Below are 20,038 nucleotides of genomic sequence, written 5' to 3'. Positions count from 1 at the left end.
GGGGCTTTGATCCTTCTTGATAAGGGGCTTTGATCCCCCCAAACCCCCTTGATAAGGGGGGCTTTGATCCTTCTTGATAAGGGGCTTTGATCCCCCCAACCCCCCTTGATAAGGGGGGCTTTGATCCTTCTTGATAAGGGGCTTTGATCCCCCCACCCCCCCTTGATAAGGGGGGCTTTGATCCCCCCAACCCCGGCTGCCGCAAATACGGCGCTGAGAATGTCAGGTATTACTCCACTCGATTAAAGCGCTAGTCAATCCTTCTAGGGTATATTCTCGCGCCTCGATATCAACACGACCAAATAACTCTTGACAGGTTTTTGAAGTTTGCGGACCAATAGAAGCCAGACAAACTTTTTCTAATAGGGAATTAACCGATAATTCTGCCGTTTCTTGTCGCAATAACTGATAAAAATTCTGGACGGTTTTGGAACTGGCAAAGGTGACTATATCGACTTTCCCATCTCGAAACGCTTCCCAGATGCCACTATCCATGCGTGCCGGACATCCGGAATAATATGCGGCCACTTCCGTCACCTGACCAGCTTTGGCCGTTAATTCCTTAACTAATATCTCTCTGCCTCCCGTTTCCACGCGAGGAAAGAGGAATTTTTGACCCCTAATCGGGTCGGGAAACTCGTTTACCAAGGCATCGGCGACAAAATCCCCCGGGATAAAATCTGCGTTTAATCCTCGTGAGTGCAAAACTTGGCTGGTTTTTTTACCCACCACGGCGATTTTTACAGTCGCTAAAGCCCTAGCATCTTTTCCCCAAAATGTCAAGCGATCAAAGAAAAAATTAACAGCATTGGCAGAAGTTAAAATCAGCCAATCAAACTCTTTTAACTGAGCGATGGCATCGTCTAAACCTTGCCAACGGTCGGGGGGACGAATCTCTAAAGCGGGCATTTCCAGGACTTCTGCGCCTTGATTTTGCAAAATTTCGCTAAATTGACTCGTTTGCTCGGCGGCACGGGTAATAACAATAGTTTTACCGCCTAGGGGTGGGGGAGAGGACATAATCGCCAGATCCACAACTTGACCAATGACCATAATAGAGGGTGAGAGGGACACCCCGGCGGTTTGAGCGAGAATATTTTCTAAAGTGCCGCGCCAAATTTGTTGATCCTTGCGTCCCGCCTGACGGATAATAGCGATCGAGTCGTGAATATTACGCCCATTTTGGCATAATTTCTCGATAATTTGCCCTAAAGACTGACCGGCCATCAATAGCACCAGCGTATCAATTTTAGCTAAGGCTGACCAATCGAGAGACTCGGGATCGTGAGCGCTCAAGACCGCAAAACAGCGACTAATATCCTTTTCGGTCAGGGGAATTCCGGCCAATAAAGGAGCGGCTAAAGCGGAGGAAATACCGGTTATCAGTTCAAAATCACAGCCAGCCTGCTTTAAGGCCAACATTTCAGGATATACTCGCCCAAAAACCCCCGGATCACCACTTTTAAGCCGAATAACCCGTTTTCCCTCTTGACAATAATTAACCAGTATCCGATTAATCTGATTCTGCTCGGCCCCGGGTTGTCCTCCCCGTTTGCCGACATCGACTAAAACACAGGTTTTCGGCACTAGGGAGAAGATTTGACTATCCACTAGGGCATCGTACAGCAAAACCTCGGCCGTGGCTAAAATTGCTCGCGCTTGCAGGGTGAGAAAACTACTCTGACCGATTCCCGCACCGAGAAGATAAACTTTACCCCGGGGATGGACGACTGCTGACATAATCGCAAATTTGAGTTTAATCTTTAATCTAGCACTTGGAGAAGATGCAAATTACTAACGCAACAAGGGCAGCAGTAAAGTGACGAAATAATATACTAGGGGAGCGGTGAAGACATAACTATCGGTGCGATCGAGTATACCACCGTGACCGGGGATTAACTGGCCGGAATCCTTGACCCCAGCATCGCGTTTCATCATCGATTCGGTTAAATCACCCAATAAACTGACAATACCAATTAATAAGCCCAAAAATAAGCCCGTCAGCTGCCAATAGGGCCAATCTAAATACCAAGCACCCAAATCGGCCACCGCTATACTGCCTAAAATGCCAAAAAAGGAACCTTCCACGGTTTTTTTGGGACTAATCAGCGATAAACTGGTTTTCCCTAACCATTTTCCCATGATATAAGCTCCGATATCGGCGGCCCAAATGCAACCGAAAGCTAGAAAAGTCACCGTCAAAGCAGCCGGGAATAATTTCGGTTCCATCCACGATTCCGGCCAATATCCCATCAGGGGTAAGTTACTGGCCATAGCCACGGGACCACTTTCGGGAGAAAAACCGACCCGTAAACGAATCCAATAACTGGGTAAGTAACCACCGTAAAACAGACCGAGAATTGAGGTGGAAATGTCGGCAATTGTCGCCATTTTTGGCTGAAAGAGCAGATAAAAACAAATTAACGCTCCGGCCAGGGGAAACATGGCATCGGTGAGGGGGGCTGCCATAGTTGCCGTCAGTAGTAATAATTGTGAAACTACGAGAGTGGTTTTAGCGGCCGGTTCAATGCCTTTAGCGCGAACTAAGCGAAAATACTCTAATTGTCCCAAAAAGACGATAACACCGATGCCGAGGGTGAAATACCAACCCCCAACGATAATAATTCCCAGTGCGAAGGCAATAGCAAAAATAGCGCTGACAATGCGTGGCCAAGGCATGGTTAATCCAGAGAAATTAGGCGGCATTGTCATAATTATATAGATTAAGAAAACTTTATGGAAGGTTATCCACAATTAAAGTTTATCGCCGCTCAGGATAAACATGGGATCAACGGCGGCAAAAACTTGGTGAATACCCCTAGTTTCTAGGCGATTTACTGCCGCTTGTACGATCTCGATATTACGCGCCTGTAAATTAGAAAAGCCTTCGGAAAATTGATAGAGGGTTTCTAAATTATTGGCCGTAGCCACGATGCGGCCATTGGGTTTCAGGTATTGCCACACTTCTTGCAGGACCGATTTAATCGGTTTGCCGCCCTCGATACAGACGCGATCGGGTGCTAGGGATATATTGGGCAGACAATCGGGCGCGCTGCCTTCAAAAACCGTAACATTTTTTACCCCAAAGCGATCGCAATTACGGCGGATTAAACTGGCCACTTCTTCATCTCTTTCAATGGCAATAATCGGACTATTGGGGCATAATAAGCCAATTTCAACGGGAATAGTGCCGGTTCCTGCGCCAATATCCCAGAAAACCCCCCCATCACCTAACCGCAAAGCGGAAATCATCAATAATCTCACCTCGCGTTTACTCAGGGGAATCCCGGGCAAACGTTCAAACAATTCATCGGGAATACCGGGGGTTTTATATAACCAAGTCATGGGGAATCAATTATCGAGAAGCTTCACTAGCAAGCATTATTATATAAGTTTGTCAAATTTTCTTTATTAAGTAAACAGGGACTTTTCTAGGCATAAAACCCTGATTATAGCTCTAACAAGCTATTGTCTGTCATTAAGCTAAGACGTATTTTAACCCCCGATCCTTAGATTAGGTCAATCTCTCCCAATCTCTTTACTGTTGCAAGAGTGCCACAGTGCCTCATCTCAACAAGCAATTTAAATAGGCGGGCAGCTGATCTTAATGATGAGATAGGAAGTTTTTGTTTTGGCGGGTCAGTCGTCGGTCGTTAACACCAAATTAGGTTACACTTCATCTTTATGGGAAAGGCCGTCATGATCCTTTTTCTTAAGCATAGATTTTCCTAATCAATTTCTTTGGGTATTGTCTATCAAATGTTACTAAATACTCTGGCTATTCAACCTTCTTAGCATCTGTCAGCCAAAAACCATAGACTAACTCCTGTTTGATCAACTATAACTCTATCATGTCTAATATCTATCGTCTTGCCCAGGGTCATTTAAACCTATTGGAAACCTGTCCACCGAGATTTCAAAAAGTCTATCTAGAGCAACTTAACACACCGGCTGACCCCGGGCAATTGGAGAGGCAAGAATGGGGCAGTCAGTTTCACCTATTATTACAGCAGCGGGAATTGGGGCTGCCGATCATGTCCCTATTACGCGAAAATGAACAGTTAGAACATTGTTTAACAGCTCTATTAAAGGCTGCCCCAGCAATTGCCCAAAATCCAGGAGAAGCTAATCGAGAAGCGGAACATTGTCGCAGTTTAACTGTGGGTAATTATTTATTAACGGTTATCTATGATTTAATTTTACTAGAGAGCGATCGAGCGGTAATTTTTGACTGGAAAACCTACTTAAAACCTATCGATGCCGACAAACTAGCCAAAAATTGGCAGACGAGACTTTATCTGTATGTGTTGGCAGAAACTTCTGCTTATCCTCTTGATAGTTTATCGATGACCTATTGGTTTGTGCAGTTACCCCGCAGCCCCGAACAAATTACTTTTAACTATAATCGCAAACTACACCAACGGACAGGACGGGATTTACGCCGTTTATTGAAGGATCTCGATCGCTATCTATCAGCATACCAAAATGATTTAGTCGATTTTCCCCATCGTCCCGATTGTCAGCTTCATTGTCCCTATTATCTTAGACAAGAGCGATCGGGCAAAATAGAGTTACCCTCGCTCGAGGATATCCCTGAAATCAATCCTTTTGTCTAATTATTGCCAATTTTGTCAGATCAGAATTATAAATTCTCAACTCTGAATTCTGAAGATTATTTTTATTTATTCTCCCTTCTCCCCCACTTCCCACTTCCCACTTCCCACTTCCCCACTTCCTAATTCATACTTTGTGCTTTTTGTCAAAAAAACTTTTTTTTTGCAATAAAACTACACAAAAAAAAGATCATCGTTGTGGGTGAAATTGACTAATTTAGCTGTCTTAACTAGGATCACCTTGTAGGTGTGGCAAGGGTTTCAACCATTGCTGTCCAAAAAAGCACAGAATAAGCCACTATGAAATTCTATCAAATCGCTGTAACCATTGTAAAATCGTTGTTAAATAAAAATCTTTCTCAATTAATTCTTAAGAATTTATAAATGTTGCGAAATGTTAATTTAAATATTCTCAAGTTTTTGGAGTCAATAGATAATTTTTGCTTATCTTTGTCCAACATGGGGTTAGAAGTCAGGAGTCGGGAGTCAGAAGTCAGTATTCAGGAGACAGGAGATTATTTTTATGTATTCTTCCCACACCCCACACCCCACACCCCACCTCCCCACTTTCCCACTCTCGACAATTCTCCTTCTCCGCCGCGTTAACCATGGTCGATAATAACAAAAGACAGATCGATCGCTTGCGCTCATGACCGGCAACCACTACCAAACCTTAGAAATCAGCCATAAATCGACCCCTGAGGAGATTAAACGGGCCTATCGGCGTTTAGCCAGACAATTCCATCCCGATAGTCAAAACGATAGTGCCAGTCACGATAAAATCGTCGCTATTAACGCCGCCTACGAGATCCTAAGCGATCCGAGACTAAGAAAGGACTACGATAACCAACTAATCGCCAATTCTCCCGAAAAACGCGCCCAACGCACCGCCACCGCCCAAGCAAATTATCATCGTTACAAAGAAACGGTCCAGGAAGACGAAGCCCTGGTCAAACAGTGGTATAAACAGACCTATAGCCCGATTAATCGCCTGATCGGTCAAATTATCCGGCCTCTCAAAGGTCAGATCAATCACCTATCCGCCGATCCCTTCGATGATCAGTTAATGGCTGTTTTTCAAGACTATCTAGAAACCTGTCGCCAAAATCTCGATCGAGCCAAAACCCTCTTTTGCCAACGGCCTAATCCTGCCAAAATGGCCAAAGTGGCCGCTTCTCTTTATTACTGTCTCAATCATCTCACTGACGGACTAGAAGAATTGGAAACCTTTACCCTTAACTACGATGATCGCTCTCTCCACACCGGTCAAGAAATGTTTCGCATGGCCCAGCGTTTACAGGTAGAAGCTAAACAGATAGCCAGTCAGTGCCAAAATTAGACCGCTTGTAAAAATCAAAAATTGTTGTTAGGGTGAGGAGTCAGTAGCCAGTAGTCAGTAGTCAGGAGAATTAAGAATGAATAATAATCAATTAAATGGTCTATTTACAGATTTTAGTCCATTTAATCATTATTTTTGCCGTCTTTGAACCCTGAAAAATTAATTATGCCAGAGGTTTATTAAATCTCTAGCCATGGGCAAAAAAAAAGACGAAAATAGATCAAGACCAGATTTACCCAATCCCTAGCTTAACCCCGATGAGAGACAAACAATCAGAAATTACCAATATATCCACCCCTAGAGATTCTGATCTTTATTCCTTGCCTCCAGCCGTCCAACGGGCTGCTAATATCCTTTTACGTCAGGGAAGAATCGGTTTTTGGACGCAGATTGTCCTAGGCGTAATTTCAGGGGTTTTATTGCTCATTGCTACCGCTAGTTTATTAGGGACGAGACAACGCACTTCCGGTATTGAAATCGGTGTTTTATGTGCCATTGGTGGGGCTGGTTTTTTGGTGGTCGCCATTTTCTTTTCCTCTCGTTACATGAAAATTGCCCGTCAAATGTTGAGGGGTGATCAAGATAGTCGCCCGAAAAAATCCGATACTATTCAATTAATCCGTCAGGGTTTAATCGCTAATATTATCGGGATGTTTTTAACCATTTTGGGAGCGCAAGCCTTGGCGGGAATCGTCTTAATTAAATCCCTCAATGTTCCCCAAGGTACTTTTAATGTTGCCTCTAACCCCAGTCAATTTGTTAATTCTGTTGACCTGTTAATTGTGCAGGCAAATACTAATACAATTCTCGCTCACTTTACCGGTATTGTTACCTCTTTGTGGCTTCTTAATCGTATTACTTCTAAATAAATATGACCATGCAACGCACCCGTTTAAGTACGCTGGCTAATGTCACCAGCAGCCGGTTTAATAGCTTTTTTGGTAATCCTTGGCGGCGGATTTCCCTCCAGCTAATTTGTGTTTTATTTGGAGTTTTTTCTGGTCAAGCAATTGTCACCACTGCCGGTCAAACTGCTCAATGGGATGTCACCGCTGCCGGTTTATTACTGCTGTTTACGGAGGCGACTAGCCGGATTGTTTACCGAAAAAGTTCCCAGGCTAAACCAGCACCGATTCTGCGAGAATCTCTCAATTTACTAAAAATTGGTATCACCTATAGTTTATTTCTAGAAGCCTTTAAAATTGGCTCTTAAATCCCCAATTGAAAAATAAAACGCACGACTCCTTAAGAGTTTACAGAGAAAGGCTCATCAGGTTTTGTCCGATTAATACAACAACAACTAACATAGAACCAAGAGACTTGCTCTACCAACTTGGTCAAGAGGGAAATTTATTGACTATAAACTACAGAATAAAGGCGGTTTATTGATGGAGATTGATAGATTTTTCCCTAGCTCTAAAACCTGTTCTCTTTGTCTCTATCAAATGTCTGATATGCCATTAGACGTTAGAAAATGGACTTGTCCAAGCTGTGGTACACATCACGATAGAGACGAAAATGCAGATAAAAAAATGAGAGCAGAAGGCATCAGAAAATTATTGGTCTCAGGAACTCGGACCACTGCTCAAAGAGGAGAAGTAAGTCAAAAAGGTGGATGTAAATCTGTCTTGAGGCATTCCCCTGTAAATTCCGAAGTCTTGACAACTGCGCCTAGGGAGTCGAGGTAGTTCACTATGTTTCAAAATAGCTCCAGTGAAGTTAATATTCTCCCCATGGACGAACATAATCAAAAATTAGTTAATTATGTTCATCCTGCCGATTGGCTCAATCCCCAACCCCAATATTGTTATGATTTAGTTGTCATCGGTGCGGGTACTGCGGGTTTAGTCGTAGCGGCAGGGGCTGCGGGTTTAGATATAGGTTTAAAAGTGGCTTTAGTGGAAAAACACTTAATGGGGGGAGATTGCCTCAATTTTGGTTGTATTCCTTCTAAATGTCTGATTCGTTCCTCTAGAATTATCGGGGAAATTGAGAAAGCCAAAAAATTAGGAATTGATATTGGAGATACTAGAGTAGATTTTGCCAGAGTAATGACCAGAATGCGGCAAATTCGCGCCGATATTAGCCATCATGATTCGGTGCAACGTTTCCAAAAACTAGGTATCGATGTCTTCTTGGGTAGCGCTCGTTTTTTAGGACAAAATGCTGTGGAAGTGACCGGAAAAACCCTCGCTTATAAAAAAGCTGTCATTGCCACTGGTGCTAGGGCTTTTCATCCCGATATACCCGGACTAAAAGCGGCGGGATTTTATACCAATGAAACAATTTTTTCCCTAACAGAATTACCTCCCCGATTAGCTGTTATCGGTGGCGGGCCGATTGGTTGTGAATTAGCCCAAGCTTTTCAACGGTTAGGCGCACAGGTGATTTTATTTCATAATCATTCCCATCTGTTGAATAAAGAAGACCGAGAAGCGACCGAAATTCTTGAGAATACTTTGCTGCGGGAAGGAATGCAGTTAATTCTCTCCTGTCAAATTGAACGGGTGACAAAAAATGAGCGGGGTAAAACCATTGAATATACTAGCAACGGTCAAGGAGCAACTATCACCGTCGATGAGATTTTAGTCGCTGCCGGCCGGGAGCCTAATCTGTCAGGATTAAATTTAGAAGCAGTGGCCGTGGAATACGATACTCGTCGGGGAGTCAAAGTTAATGATTATCTGCAAACTACTAACCCGAAAATTTATGCGGCCGGTGATATCTGTATGGATTGGAAATTTACCCATGCCGCCGATGCGGCCGCCCGTATTGTGATTAAAAATACCCTCTTTTCTCCCTTCGGTTTCGGACGCGATAAGCTCAGTAATTTAGTTATGCCTTGGGTCACTTATACCGACCCAGAAATCGCCCGTGTGGGTATGGATGAAACCCAGGCACAGACCCGGGGATTGGTCACTAATACTATTAAAATTCCTTTGAGTATAGTCGATCGAGCTATCGCTGATGGCGAAACGGACGGTTTTTTAAAAATTATTCACAAACAAGGTTCCGACCAAATTTTAGGAGCTACTATTGTCGCCGCTCACGCCGGTGAGATGATTTCTGAAATTACCACCGCTATAGTTGCTCAAATCGGACTGCGTAAACTCTCTATTGTTATTCATCCCTATCCCACCCAAGCGGAAGCGATTAAAAAAGCTGCCGATGCCTATCGTCGAACTCTCTTGACTCCTAATAGTAAAAAATTCTTGGCGTTGTTGACTAAATTATCGGGTTAAAATCAGTTATCAGACTTGAGTTTTCTTTTCACTAAACCTCTTGCATAATTAATTTTTTATGGTTCAAAAACGGTAAAAATAAGGATTAAATGGCATAAAATCTGTAAATAGACCATTTAATTGATTAATGCTCATTTTTAATTCTCCTGACTACTGACTACTGGCTACTGACTCCGTTCGGCTGAGCTCGCGGCCGAAGCCTAACCCTAACAACGATTTCTGCAAGACGTCCACTGATTACTGTTTACTGATAACTGAAAATACTCCCCAACTCCCACTCGGCAATGACTACTGGCAGCCAGAAATAGGTTGGGTACTTATCATACTTTGTGCTTTTTGTCAAAAAAACTTTTTTTTGCAATAAAACTACACAAAAAAAAGATCATCGTTGTGGGTGAAATTGACTGATTTACCCGTCTTAATTAGGATTACCTTGTAGGTTTGGCAAGGGTTTCAACCATTGCTGCTCAAAAAAGCACAGAAAAACCCACTATGAAATTCTATCAAATCGCTGTAACCATTACAACATCGTTGCTAAATAAAAATCTTTCTCAATTAATTCTTAAGAATTTATAAATATTGCGGAATGTTAATTTAAATATTCTCAAGATTTTGGAGTCAATAGATAATTTTTGCTTATCTTTTTCAAAAAATACAACTCCTGCAAAAATCCAACATCTACCATTGGGTTAGAAGTCAGTTATCAGTTATCAGTTATCAGTTCACTGAGAAAACTCCCCACACCCTACTCCCCACACCCCAGTTCTTATGAGAGATTCCATGTCGGGCCATCTAAGAGTACAACAACATTGCCTCAATCAAGTTAAATTAGCCGTGAGAAAGCAGGGCTTTAGCAGTCAACGCTCCTTAGCGAAAGAAGCTGAATTTAGTCTGGCTACTGTCAGCAACTTCCTGACCGGTAAACCGGTAGAACAAGCCACTTTTGAACAAATTTGTCGTCGATTATGCCTCGACTGGCAAGAAATCGCCGCCCTGAATTTTCAGCTAACAGCACCCCCTCAAGACAAAATTCCGGTTAATTCGGCAGCCAAGAGCGAAAAATTGGACACATTGCCCCCCTATCCTAATGGAGCAGTTCCCCTTGCTTCCCCATTTTATTTAGAACGTCTTCCCCTCGAAGAACAGATAAGGCAGGAAATCAAGAAACCGGGGGCTTTAGTGCGGATAAAAGCCCCGAAAGAAATGGGCAAAACTTCCCTGCTTTTGAGAATGCTCGATTTTGCCAAACAGCAAGGCTACCGCACGGTGAGTTTGAACTTAGAACAGGTGGACCAGGCCATTTTGAGTGATTTAAACCAATTTTTGCGCTGGTTGTGTGCCAATGCCGCCCGTCAACTACAGTTAAAACCGCAATTAGATGAGTATTGGGATGAGGATTTAGGCAGCAAGATTAGCTGTACGGTTTACATTCAAGACTATCTGCTTGAATCGATTACCGCCCCCATTGTCCTCGCTCTCGATGAACTTAATCAGATTTTTGAACATCCCCAAGTGGCCAAGGATTTTTTACCGCTGCTGCGTTCTTGGTACGAGGAAGCCAAAACCCTGCCTATCTGGCAAAAACTCCGTCTTATCGTCGTCCATTCCACAGAAATTTATGTTCCCCTGCAGCTCAATCAATCCCCCTTTAACGTGGGATTCCCCGCACAGTTAAGTCATTTTAGTCTTGAGGAGGTATTACAATTAGCCCAACGTTATCAACTCACCTGGGAAAATCAGGAAAAAGTCAAACAATTGATGGAGCTAGTGGGAGGACATCCAGCTTTGGTACAAACTGCCCTCTACTATCTCAGTCGGGAGGAAATAACCATGACGCAAATATTAACCAGTGCCACCTCCGTCACGGGGATTTATGCCCATCACCTGCGGCGCCATTGGGCAGTATTAGAACAACAGCCGGAACTAGCAAAAGCCCTCGACCGGGTGATGAGCGCGGTGGAACCCGTACAATTAGACCCAATTCTCGCTTACAAACTCAGCAGTATGGGACTACTCAAACAATCAGGAGATAAAGTAGTACCAGGCTATGAATTGTATCGACGCTATTTTTTAGAGGTGAAATCCTCTATCAGTTATCAGTAAACAGTAATCAGTTATCAGTGAGGGTGTGGGGTGTAGGGTGTGGGGTGTAGGGTGTAGGGTGTGGGGGGAGTGGGAATTATGAATTATGAATTATGAATTATGAATTGGGGAGGTGGGGAAGTGGGGAAATTGAACTAAAACCCCAAAACCCCAACACCTAAAACCTGTCTCCTGGCTCCTGAATCCTGACTTCTGAATCCTATCTCCTGACTACCGGCTCCTAAATACTGGCTCCCGACTCCTATCTCCTGACGACCGACGACCGGCTACTAACCCCACCAACAAACTTTTTGCCGCAAACTCTACTTATGAATATGTCAATCAGAGATACTGTCCAAAATACTGTCAACGTTAGTAATTTTAGTCGCTCGCAACTCGGTCGGCCGGATGAGAACAATTTATATAAGGCAGTCGCCACAATTACTGAGGGACATTGGCCGGAAAATCTGTCGGGATACGTTTTTATCGTCTGTCCTTTTCATAGAAAAAATGACCGTCATTTGTTCTCTGGCGAAGGTGTAATTATTAAATGGGACTTGCAAGGTAAAAATAATCAAGTTAACGTTTACAGTAAAAAACTAAAAACTTGGGATAGTTTTTGGCGAAAAGTTTTACCGATATTTAATATTAGTCAAGCCACTTTTCCCGCCGTGGTCAGCATTTTAGGTTCTTCGGAAATAGCGAATACTGCTATGGTTAAACTAGAAAAAGTTGCCGAAGATAAACAACTAGAAGAAACCAGATTAATTCTCACTGCCGATGCGGGACGTTACTGGGAAGTAGACCCCGTTTCCCTTGATACTATCACTCCGATTGGTTATTTTGACCAACATCTTGTTTCCGTGCCTTTATCTGTTTTCCCAGTCCTAGAAAATACCGCTCACCCCTTCTACGACAAAAAGACCAAAGAATTTATCACCTGTGAATTAAAGCTAAAACTTGCATCGGGAGGTATGTTAAAAGATTTAGATTCCTCGGTGTATATTGTTCTTTGGGATCAACAAAAAAAACTTAAACCTTGGAAACTACAGGGAACTACCCTCGATGGTAGCCCCCATTCGGTCATCGTCACCGAAGATTATATCATGATTCCCGATATGCCTTTTCAGATGGGAGTAGCCAAACTATTAGGTATCAGAATCAAGCCCGAAGAAACCTATCCGAAAACTCAAATTTATCTGGTTAACCGTCAAGATCTCAAGGAAGAAGAAACCACCGTTCCCTCGCGATTAATTACCTTCAATGGCGACAGTTATCACTTCCTTTGTAATTACCATAGTATCAACGGTCAAATTCAGCTGGTGGCCATCCAACACGCCACTATTAGTTTAACCGAAGCGATCGAAAAAGACGATATCCAACATTTTACCGGTCAGAGTTATCCCCCCGAATACCACGGCATTCCTTGGATGTTTTCCTTTGACCCCGGAGTGCTGCGCAAAGTGGTTATCGAAGATGCCAGGGTGATGAGCGAACAAGCTTTCATCCATCCGGGGTGGTTCTCTACCAGTCTCTACACCGCCGACCCGCGGGAATCGGAACAGGGATACAGCGCCATTTATCAAATTTATCTCGGTTATGTGCGCGAATTAATCTGTCGTCGTCAGTATATGGATTTTCGCGACCAGAGTAATCGCATCCTCAGCGATGCCGAACTTCCCTGTCATGACTTGCCCTCGGTATTAGCCAAGGTTCCCTTCGATAAAGATTGGAATCAGTTAAGTCAACAGATTAACCAAGAACAAAAAGCCAGTGATACTCATGTATCACATTTAGGTCGGGGACTACTGGATTTTTATGTTTGTCCCGATGGCTATATTTTAGATAGCATTCAGTTTATTCCCCAAGAACAGGGCTATCTGTTTACGACGGTTTTAACCCCGACCAAAGTATTAGAAGCTTGGTTATTTAACCCTGACAATCTCAAGGACGGACCGATTGCTAAACTGAGTTTGCCGGAAGATGTTCACTTTGGTTTTACCTTGCATTCTGAGTATTTCGAGCAGGTGCTGCCTTCTCCCCGTCCTTCCGTCTCACAGGTAAATCGAGTCCTGTCAGCCTTGCGGAGTCTTGTTTTAGTTCCCGTAGAATTTTTCTTGGGGAGACCCGCAGCCGTTTACAATCGCCAAGTAAAAAAATGATTGTTCTCAAAGGATACGACATTCTCGCCCAGGTTTACGAAAGCGTTAACTCAGAAGTCTATCGGGCTATTCGCACCGCCGATAATCAACCCGTTATGCTCAAAATCCTCAAGCAAGAATATCCTACCGCCCAAGAACTAACCCACTACAAACAGGAGTATAAAACCATCTGCGGCCTCAACTTCGAGGGGGCGATTAAAGCCTATGGCTTAGAAACCTACCGCAGAACCCCCGTGATTATTTTGGAAGATTTCGGGGGTATATCCTTAAAAAAATGGCTAGGGGGCAAATCTCTGCTCTTAAGGGACTTTTTGAGCCTTGCACTCCGAATAGTGGCTAATTTAGAGAAAATTCACAACGCCAAGGTTATTCACAAAGATATTAATCCTGCCAATATAGTTCTTAACCCCGAAACCGGACAAATTAAAATCATCGATTTTGGCATTGCCAGCGTCCTGCGGCGGGAAAATCCGGGGCTAAAAAATCCCAACGTTCTAGAGGGGACTTTAGCCTATATTTCTCCCGAACAAACCGGACGGATGAATCGCAGTCTCGATTACCGCACGGATTTTTATTCTTTGGGCGTTAGCTTCTACGAACTTCTCACCGGACAATTACCTTTTCGGGCTAACGATGCTTTGGAATTAGTTCACTGTCATCTGGCAAAACAACCTTTGGAGATTAATAGTCTCGTCAGGGAGGAAATTCCCCCGGTGGTGGAGGCAATCATCAGGAAACTGATGGCTAAAACCCCCGAGGAACGATACCAAAGTGCCTATGGTATTCGGGCAGATTTAGAAGAATGTTTAAGACAACTGGAAACAACGGGTAAAATTGATGATTTTGTCATCGCTAGGCAAGATCTAGCCAATCAGTTCCAAATTCCCCAAAAACTCTACGGTAGGGAGGCAGAAATCGCCACTCTCCTCACTGCTTTTCAACGGGTAGCCACGGCGGATAAAAACTCCTCTCGCACCGAACTGATGCTAGTTACCGGTTATTCTGGCATGGGTAAAACCACCCTAGTTAAGGAAATTTATCAGCCAATTACTGAAAAACGCGGCTTTTTTATCTCTGGTAAATTTGACCAATTTCAGCGCGATATTCCCTATGCTGCCGTGATTAGCGCTTTGACTCATCTCGTCAAGCAACTTTTGGGGGAAAGTCAGCCACAACTGCAACTATGGCGACAAAAACTCTTAAAGTCTTTGGGGGCGAATGCACGGGTTATTATTGATGTGATTCCAGAACTAGAATTAATTATCGGTCTGCAACCAGAGGTGTTACAATTAGGAGCGATCGCTACTCAAAATCGCTTTAATTTAGTCTTTAAAAATTTTATTCGCGTCTTTTGTTCCCCAGAACATCCCTTAGTCATCTTTCTCGATGATTTGCAATGGGCAGACTTGGCTAGTCTCCAGTTAATAGAATTGATTATGCTCGATGGCGATATGGACTATTTATTTTTAATTGGCTCCTATCGCAGTAATGAAATTAATTCCACCCATCCCCTAACCGCTACTCTCGATAAATTAGAGCAGGGGGGCATAATTATCAATCAAGTTATTTTAAGACCTCTGGAGCTTGAACAGGTCAATCAGTTAATTGCAGAGACATTAAATCATTCACCAGAAAATGTGCAATCTTTGTCCGCTTTAGTCTGGCAAAAAACCCACGGGAATCCTTTTTTTGTCAATGAATTTCTCAAAACTATCTACTGGGAAAATTTGCTATTTTTCCAACCAGGGCAGCAAACAACCACTAAAACCGATAATAATAGGGGCTATTGGCAATGGCATCTCGGCCAAATTCAAAGGATTGGCAGTACCGACAATCTGATTCAATTTATGATGGGCAAAATGCAGAAATTGCCCCCCGAAACCCAGGAAATTTTAAGTTTAGCAGCTTGTCTTGGCTCAGAATTTAATTTAAATATTCTAGCAGTAATCTCTGAAAAATCACCTCCAGAACTTTTACCAATTTTAAATTATAGTAGTGAAGCTGGTTTAATTATTCCCCTCTCAGAATTAGATGAACAATTACTGATTCAAGAATATAAATTTGCTCATGATCGTATTCAACAAGGAGCTGACGCTCTCATCGAAGACAGCAAAAAATCTTTAATTCATCTAAAAATTGGTCGCCTACTTTGGCAGCATACTTCTGTCAACGAATTATCGGAAAAGATTTTTAAAATAGTCGATCATTTCAATCTTGGTTATCGACTAATTAGCGAGGAAAAAGAACGAGAGTCAGTGGCTAAATTGAATTTACTAGCAGCCCAAAAAGCCAAAGCCGCTAATGCCCAAACTGGAGCCTTAAAATATATTAAAATTGCTCAAAAACTTCTCAAAAAATCAAGCTGGAAAAATAACTATCAACTGACTTTAAATATTTATTCCGAAGCCACAGAAATCGCCTATTTAAGTGGGGATTTTGAGCAGATGCAGTGCTGGGCTAATCTCGTATTAAAACGGGCAAAAACCACCCTAGATAAAATAAAAGTTTATGAAGTAATCATCGAAGCTTATCACGCCCAAAATCAAGAACTAAAAGCGGTACAAATTGGCTTATCTGTCCTCAAAAGCTTAGATTTCGAGATTCCTGAATCCTTACAATCATCAGATATCCAAGAAGAACTCACTAAAACTCGGCAAAAATTAGCGGGTAAAAATATCGAAGATTTAATTACTTTACCGCCGATAAATGAAGAAGAAAAATTAGCAATAATGAAGATATCGGCTGCCATATTTTCTCCTGTTTTTATTGCCGTCCCTCATCTCTTACCCATCCTAGTATCAAAACAGGTTAACTTATCAATTCAGTACGGCAACAGTTATCTAGCGGCTTTTACTTATGTTAATTATGGACTAATTCTTTGTGGTCTTTTAGACGATTGGAAAACGGGTTATCAATTTGGAAAATTGGCTTTAAACATTGCTGATAAATTTCATGCCAAAGCCCTGATGCCGAAAATAATTGCCGTCTTTTCCACCACTATTAGTATCTGGAAAGAACCGATTAAAAATTCCCTGTCCTTGTTAAAATCTTCCTATCAAACTGGTTTAGAAATGGGCGATCTCTACTACGGAACAACCTGCGCCTATCTTTACTGTTTTCATTCCGCCTTTATCGGACAGGAATTAACAGAATTAGCCAGAGAAATAGCTAACTATGATCTGGCTTTTGTTAAGCTCAAACAAGAAAACCCCCGCAACTATCTAAAAATCTACGGACAAACAGTTTTAAATCTGCTGGGACGCTCGGAAAATCCCGGTCTTTTAGAAGGACAATACTATCAAGAAACTGTTATGTTACCGTACCATCTAGAGGCTAATGATCTCTACGGTCTCTGTGCTTTATTTGTTAATAAATTATACCTTTGTTATCTATTTGCACAGTACGAACAAGCCATCGAAAATGCTAACCAAGCCCAAAATTATCTAGGAGGAGCTACCGCCACTTTTTTGATTTCTCTGCATAATTTCTATGATTCCCTCGCCCATTTAGCTATTTATAATCATCTGGAAAATGACCAAAAACAGCAGGTATTAGAACGGGTGACAAATAATCAGAAAAAGCTGCGGGAATGGGCTAATCAAGCACCCCCTAACTATCTCCATAAATTTTATTTAGTGCAAGCGGAAAAGGAGCGGGTGCAGCGCTCCTATCTAGAAGCCATAGAAAACTACGATCTAGCCATCGCTAAAGCCAAGGAAAATGAATACATTAATGAAGAGGCACTGGCTAACGAACTAGCGGCGAAATTCTATCTCGATTGGGGTAAAGTAAAAATTGCCAAAACCTACATCAATGAAGCTGCTTATCTCTATTCTCTTTGGGGAGCAACAGCTAAAGTCAAAGATATAGAAAGCCGCTATTCTCAGTTAATGGTCAATAATTATGGTTCTAATTCCCCGACCGAAACCACGAGAACTACCACCAGAAAAAATTCAGTTAGTCATGCCGGAGAACTATTAGATTTAGCCACGATTATGAAGGCATCCCAAGCCATTTCTAGCGAGATAGTTTTAGATCAATTACTCGCCACCCTGATGAAAATTCTCATCGAAAATGCTGGGGCGCAGCTGGGCTATCTTATCCTAGAAAGCGGCGGACAACTACTGATTGAAGCCTCCGGTTCAGTGCAGGAAGACAGGGTGACAGTCTTTAAATCTAATGCCATCGAAGAACATCTTCCCGTCTCAATTATTAACTATGTAGCCCGGAGCGGTCAAACCGTTCTTAATAACGATGCCGCCCATCAGGGCAATTTTAGCAACGATCCCTATATTAAAACCCATCAAACCAAATCGCTGCTCTGTTCCCCCCTCCTCGACCAAGGACAACTGCGGGGAATTGTCTATCTAGAAAATAATCTCACCGTCGGGGCCTTTACCCAAGAAAGATTGGAAGTGCTGCAACTGCTCTCCAGCCAAGCGGCGATCGCAATTACTAACGCCAAACTCTACGCTGAAATCAAAGCCAAACAGAGACAACTAGCGCAATTTTTAGAAGCCATGCCAGTGGGGGTATTCGTCCTCGATGCTGGCAGTCAACCCTATTATGCCAATCAAACCGCCCAAGAGATTTTGGGAAAAGGGATAGTTAATATCACCACGGCTAATCAGTTGGGGGAAACCTATCAGTTATATCAAGGTGGAACCGATCGATTGTATCCCACCGAAGACCAGCCGATTGTCCGAGCTTTAAGGGGGGAAAAAAACACGATGGATGATCTAGAAATTCACCAAGGAGAGAAGATTATCCCCCTAGAAGTGTATGCCACACCCGTTTTTGACGAAAAAGGAGAAATTATCTATGCTATCGCCGCTTTTACCGATATTACCGAACGAAAACAGGCAGAAGCGGAACGGATTCGCTTTACCGAAGAATTGGCCGAGTATAGCCGCACCCTCGAACAGAAAGTGCAGGAGCGCACCCTAGAACTCAGCCAAACCCTAGAAATTCTCAAGGACACCCAAGCAAAATTACTGTTTGAAAATGAACTGCTCAGAAGTACCGAAGAATCTAGCACCTTTGACTACCAAGTGGGGGGCAGTTTACCCATGGATGCCCCCACCTACGTGGTCCGCGCCGCCGACCGTTATCTCTATAAAGCCCTCAAACGCGGCGATTTTTGCTATGTTCTCAATCCCCGTCAAATGGGTAAGTCTAGTTTAATGGTACGCATGATCGACCACCTCCAACACGAGGGGGTCTGTTGCGCTCCCATTGATTTAACCCGCATCGGCAGCGAAAATGTCACTCCCGACCAATGGTACAAGGGGATAGCCTTCGAGTTAGGGCGACGTTTTGGCCTGCTCAAAAGGGTCAATCTCAAAGCTTGGTGGCAAGAACGGGAAGATGTCTCGGCAGTGCAGCGCTTGGGCGAATTTATCGAAGAGGTGTTATTGCTGGAAGTGGGGATCGTGGAAGGTTCTCCCCCGAAACCGATCGCGATTTTTATCGATGAAATTGATAGTGTTTTGGGCTTAAATTTTGCGGTTAATGACTTTTTTGCCCTGATTCGTTCCTGCTATAACCAGCGCGGTTTTAACCCGCTCTATCGGCGTTTGACCTTCGCTTTCTTCGGTGTTGTCACCCCCTCCGATTTAATTACTGACCACCAAATCACCCCTTTTAATATCGGTCATTCGATTCAATTGGAGGGTTTTAAGGAACACGAAGCCCAGCCTTTACTGCGCGGATTGGCCGAGAAAGTTAGTAACCCGCAAACTGTCTTAAAAGAAGTCTTTGCTTGGACAAACGGTCAACCTTTTCTGACCCAAAAACTCTGTCAGTTAATTCGTACCGCCACCTCACCGATTCCCCCCAATGGTGAGGCCTCCTGGATTGAGGACTTAGTACAGAAGAAGATCATTGACAATTGGGAGGCTCAGGATGAACCGGAACATCTGCGGACTATTCGAGATCGACTTCTCAACAGTCATCGCTCCCAGTTGCTCCTGAGACTCTATGAACGGATTTTAAGGGAAAAAGAGGTGATTGCCGAGGATAGCCCCCCAGAAAAAGAGTTACTTTTATCGGGGTTAGTGATCAAAGACCAAGGCCGGCTGCGGATCCATAATCCCATCTATCAAGCAATCTTTAACCTTCATTGGCTGGGTTGCAGCTCAAATTTGTAGAAATATCCACTACAGAGCAATTATTGGGACTTAAAGGCTCAATACAGATCAAATCGATCATAATCGCTACAGAGTCGGCACTTGACGTTGAGAGATTGGCAATGAAACAGACAACCCCCTCCGCGTCAGAGATAAATGAAGCTTACTTCGCCATGTTATCTTGGTGTTTTGTGCCTAAATTTCCCCGCAAGTCAGCCCCCTGTCTCGGCCAGTGCGAGTCGCTATTCTCGGAGCAACACGAGCAGTCGTGACTAAATTACTCGAATTCCGCTATTTTCCTTTCGTAAGATTAGAGCCATGAACAAAACAGATGTAATGAGTTGGATTTATTTTAGTCATCCCCAAAAAGCTGATATTGTCAATATTTTAATAATTATTGCGCTCTGGACTGTGATGGTAATTGTCGTCAATCCTTTGGGTAATTTTCCTCTTAATGATGACTGGGTTTATG

Annotated in this window: 12 protein-coding genes and 1 pseudogene; 10 read left to right on the top strand and 3 right to left on the bottom strand. The window is 43.1% G+C overall.

Features of this window, described 5'->3' with window-relative positions; genetic code table 11:
* Positions 1-222 precede the first annotated feature (222 nt).
* Genes cobA through cbiT form a run of 3 tightly spaced genes read right to left on the bottom strand, consistent with a single transcriptional unit; the run spans position 223 to position 3,345 of the window.
* Positions 223-1,740: a uroporphyrinogen-III C-methyltransferase gene (gene cobA, locus IM475_RS07100; protein ID WP_287727124.1), complete on the bottom strand. Its 1,518-nt coding sequence runs from the start codon at positions 1,738-1,740 to the stop codon at positions 223-225.
* A 54-nt stretch (positions 1,741-1,794) separates the two neighbouring features.
* Complete coding sequence (locus IM475_RS07095; protein WP_016514637.1) at positions 1,795-2,712, bottom strand: phosphatidate cytidylyltransferase; 918 nt, start codon at positions 2,710-2,712, stop codon at positions 1,795-1,797.
* A gap of 42 nt (positions 2,713-2,754) precedes the next feature.
* Entirely contained in the window at positions 2,755-3,345 is a 591-nt protein-coding gene (cbiT, locus tag IM475_RS07090) for a precorrin-6Y C5,15-methyltransferase subunit CbiT (protein WP_002732225.1), read from the bottom strand.
* A gap of 506 nt (positions 3,346-3,851) precedes the next feature.
* On the opposite strand from cbiT, the gene IM475_RS07085 reads away from it, so the two are divergent.
* From IM475_RS07085 to IM475_RS07045, 10 genes and pseudogenes are all read left to right on the top strand, one after another.
* Entirely contained in the window at positions 3,852-4,616 is a 765-nt protein-coding gene (locus IM475_RS07085; protein ID WP_287727123.1) for a PD-(D/E)XK nuclease family protein, read from the top strand.
* A 384-nt stretch (positions 4,617-5,000) separates the two neighbouring features.
* A complete protein-coding gene (locus IM475_RS23120; RefSeq protein WP_079205395.1) occupies positions 5,001-5,219 on the top strand; it encodes a hypothetical protein in 219 nt (72 codons plus the stop codon).
* Positions 5,220-5,262: 43 nt separating this feature from the next.
* Positions 5,263-5,952: a J domain-containing protein gene (locus tag IM475_RS07080; RefSeq protein ID WP_287660421.1), complete on the top strand. Its 690-nt coding sequence runs from the start codon at positions 5,263-5,265 to the stop codon at positions 5,950-5,952.
* Positions 5,953-6,209: 257 nt separating this feature from the next.
* Positions 6,210-6,821 carry a DUF3611 family protein gene (locus IM475_RS07075; protein ID WP_002800798.1) on the top strand — a complete coding sequence of 204 codons (612 nt, stop codon included), beginning with the start codon at positions 6,210-6,212 and terminating at the stop codon, positions 6,819-6,821.
* Positions 6,822-6,823: 2 nt separating this feature from the next.
* Positions 6,824-7,165 (top strand): DUF565 domain-containing protein, encoded by a 342-nt coding sequence (locus IM475_RS07070; RefSeq protein WP_002800797.1) that lies wholly within the window; start codon positions 6,824-6,826, stop codon positions 7,163-7,165.
* Positions 7,166-7,301: 136 nt separating this feature from the next.
* Positions 7,302-7,640, top strand: a pseudogene (locus tag IM475_RS07065) (zinc ribbon domain-containing protein); the annotation flags it as partial.
* Between the two features lie 6 nt (positions 7,641-7,646).
* The gene (locus IM475_RS07060; protein ID WP_287727122.1) at positions 7,647-9,194 is read left to right on the top strand and encodes a mercuric reductase; all 1,548 of its coding nucleotides are present in this window, start codon (positions 7,647-7,649) and stop codon (positions 9,192-9,194) included.
* Positions 9,195-9,962: 768 nt separating this feature from the next.
* The gene (locus IM475_RS07055) at positions 9,963-11,297 is read left to right on the top strand and encodes an AAA-like domain-containing protein (RefSeq protein ID WP_287727121.1); all 1,335 of its coding nucleotides are present in this window, start codon (positions 9,963-9,965) and stop codon (positions 11,295-11,297) included.
* 308 nt (positions 11,298-11,605) lie between these two features.
* On the top strand, positions 11,606-13,438 hold the full coding sequence (locus tag IM475_RS07050) for a carotenoid oxygenase family protein (RefSeq protein ID WP_287727120.1): 1,833 nt from the start codon (positions 11,606-11,608) through the stop codon (positions 13,436-13,438).
* Positions 13,435-19,587, top strand: coding sequence for an AAA family ATPase (locus tag IM475_RS07045; protein WP_287727119.1), 6,153 nt, complete (start codon positions 13,435-13,437; stop codon positions 19,585-19,587). Before IM475_RS07050 ends, IM475_RS07045 begins: the two co-directional genes overlap by 4 nt.
* Positions 19,588-20,038: the final 451 nt, after the last annotated feature.

The sequence above is a fragment of the Microcystis sp. M061S2 genome (genome assembly GCF_020245605.1).
Classification (GTDB): domain Bacteria; phylum Cyanobacteriota; class Cyanobacteriia; order Cyanobacteriales; family Microcystaceae; genus Microcystis.
Note: the sequence above shows the minus strand (reverse complement) of the source record. Positions and strands in the feature narration are given on the sequence as shown.

Bases quoted from the DNA above. Each gene is read 5' to 3' on its own strand.
- cobA (WP_287727124.1), bottom strand. From the start codon at position 1,740: ATGTCAGCAGTCGTCCATCCCCGGGGTAAAGTTTATCTTCTCGGTGCG.
- IM475_RS07095 (WP_016514637.1), bottom strand. From the start codon at position 2,712: ATGACAATGCCGCCTAATTTCTCTGGATTAACCATGCCTTGGCCACGC.
- cbiT (WP_002732225.1), bottom strand. From the start codon at position 3,345: ATGACTTGGTTATATAAAACCCCCGGTATTCCCGATGAATTGTTTGAA.
- IM475_RS07085 (WP_287727123.1), top strand. From the start codon at position 3,852: ATGTCTAATATCTATCGTCTTGCCCAGGGTCATTTAAACCTATTGGAA.
- IM475_RS07080 (WP_287660421.1), top strand. From the start codon at position 5,263: ATGACCGGCAACCACTACCAAACCTTAGAAATCAGCCATAAATCGACC.
- IM475_RS07075 (WP_002800798.1), top strand. From the start codon at position 6,210: ATGAGAGACAAACAATCAGAAATTACCAATATATCCACCCCTAGAGAT.
- IM475_RS07070 (WP_002800797.1), top strand. From the start codon at position 6,824: ATGACCATGCAACGCACCCGTTTAAGTACGCTGGCTAATGTCACCAGC.
- IM475_RS07060 (WP_287727122.1), top strand. From the start codon at position 7,647: ATGTTTCAAAATAGCTCCAGTGAAGTTAATATTCTCCCCATGGACGAA.
- IM475_RS07055 (WP_287727121.1), top strand. From the start codon at position 9,963: ATGAGAGATTCCATGTCGGGCCATCTAAGAGTACAACAACATTGCCTC.
- IM475_RS07050 (WP_287727120.1), top strand. From the start codon at position 11,606: ATGAATATGTCAATCAGAGATACTGTCCAAAATACTGTCAACGTTAGT.
- IM475_RS07045 (WP_287727119.1), top strand. From the start codon at position 13,435: ATGATTGTTCTCAAAGGATACGACATTCTCGCCCAGGTTTACGAAAGC.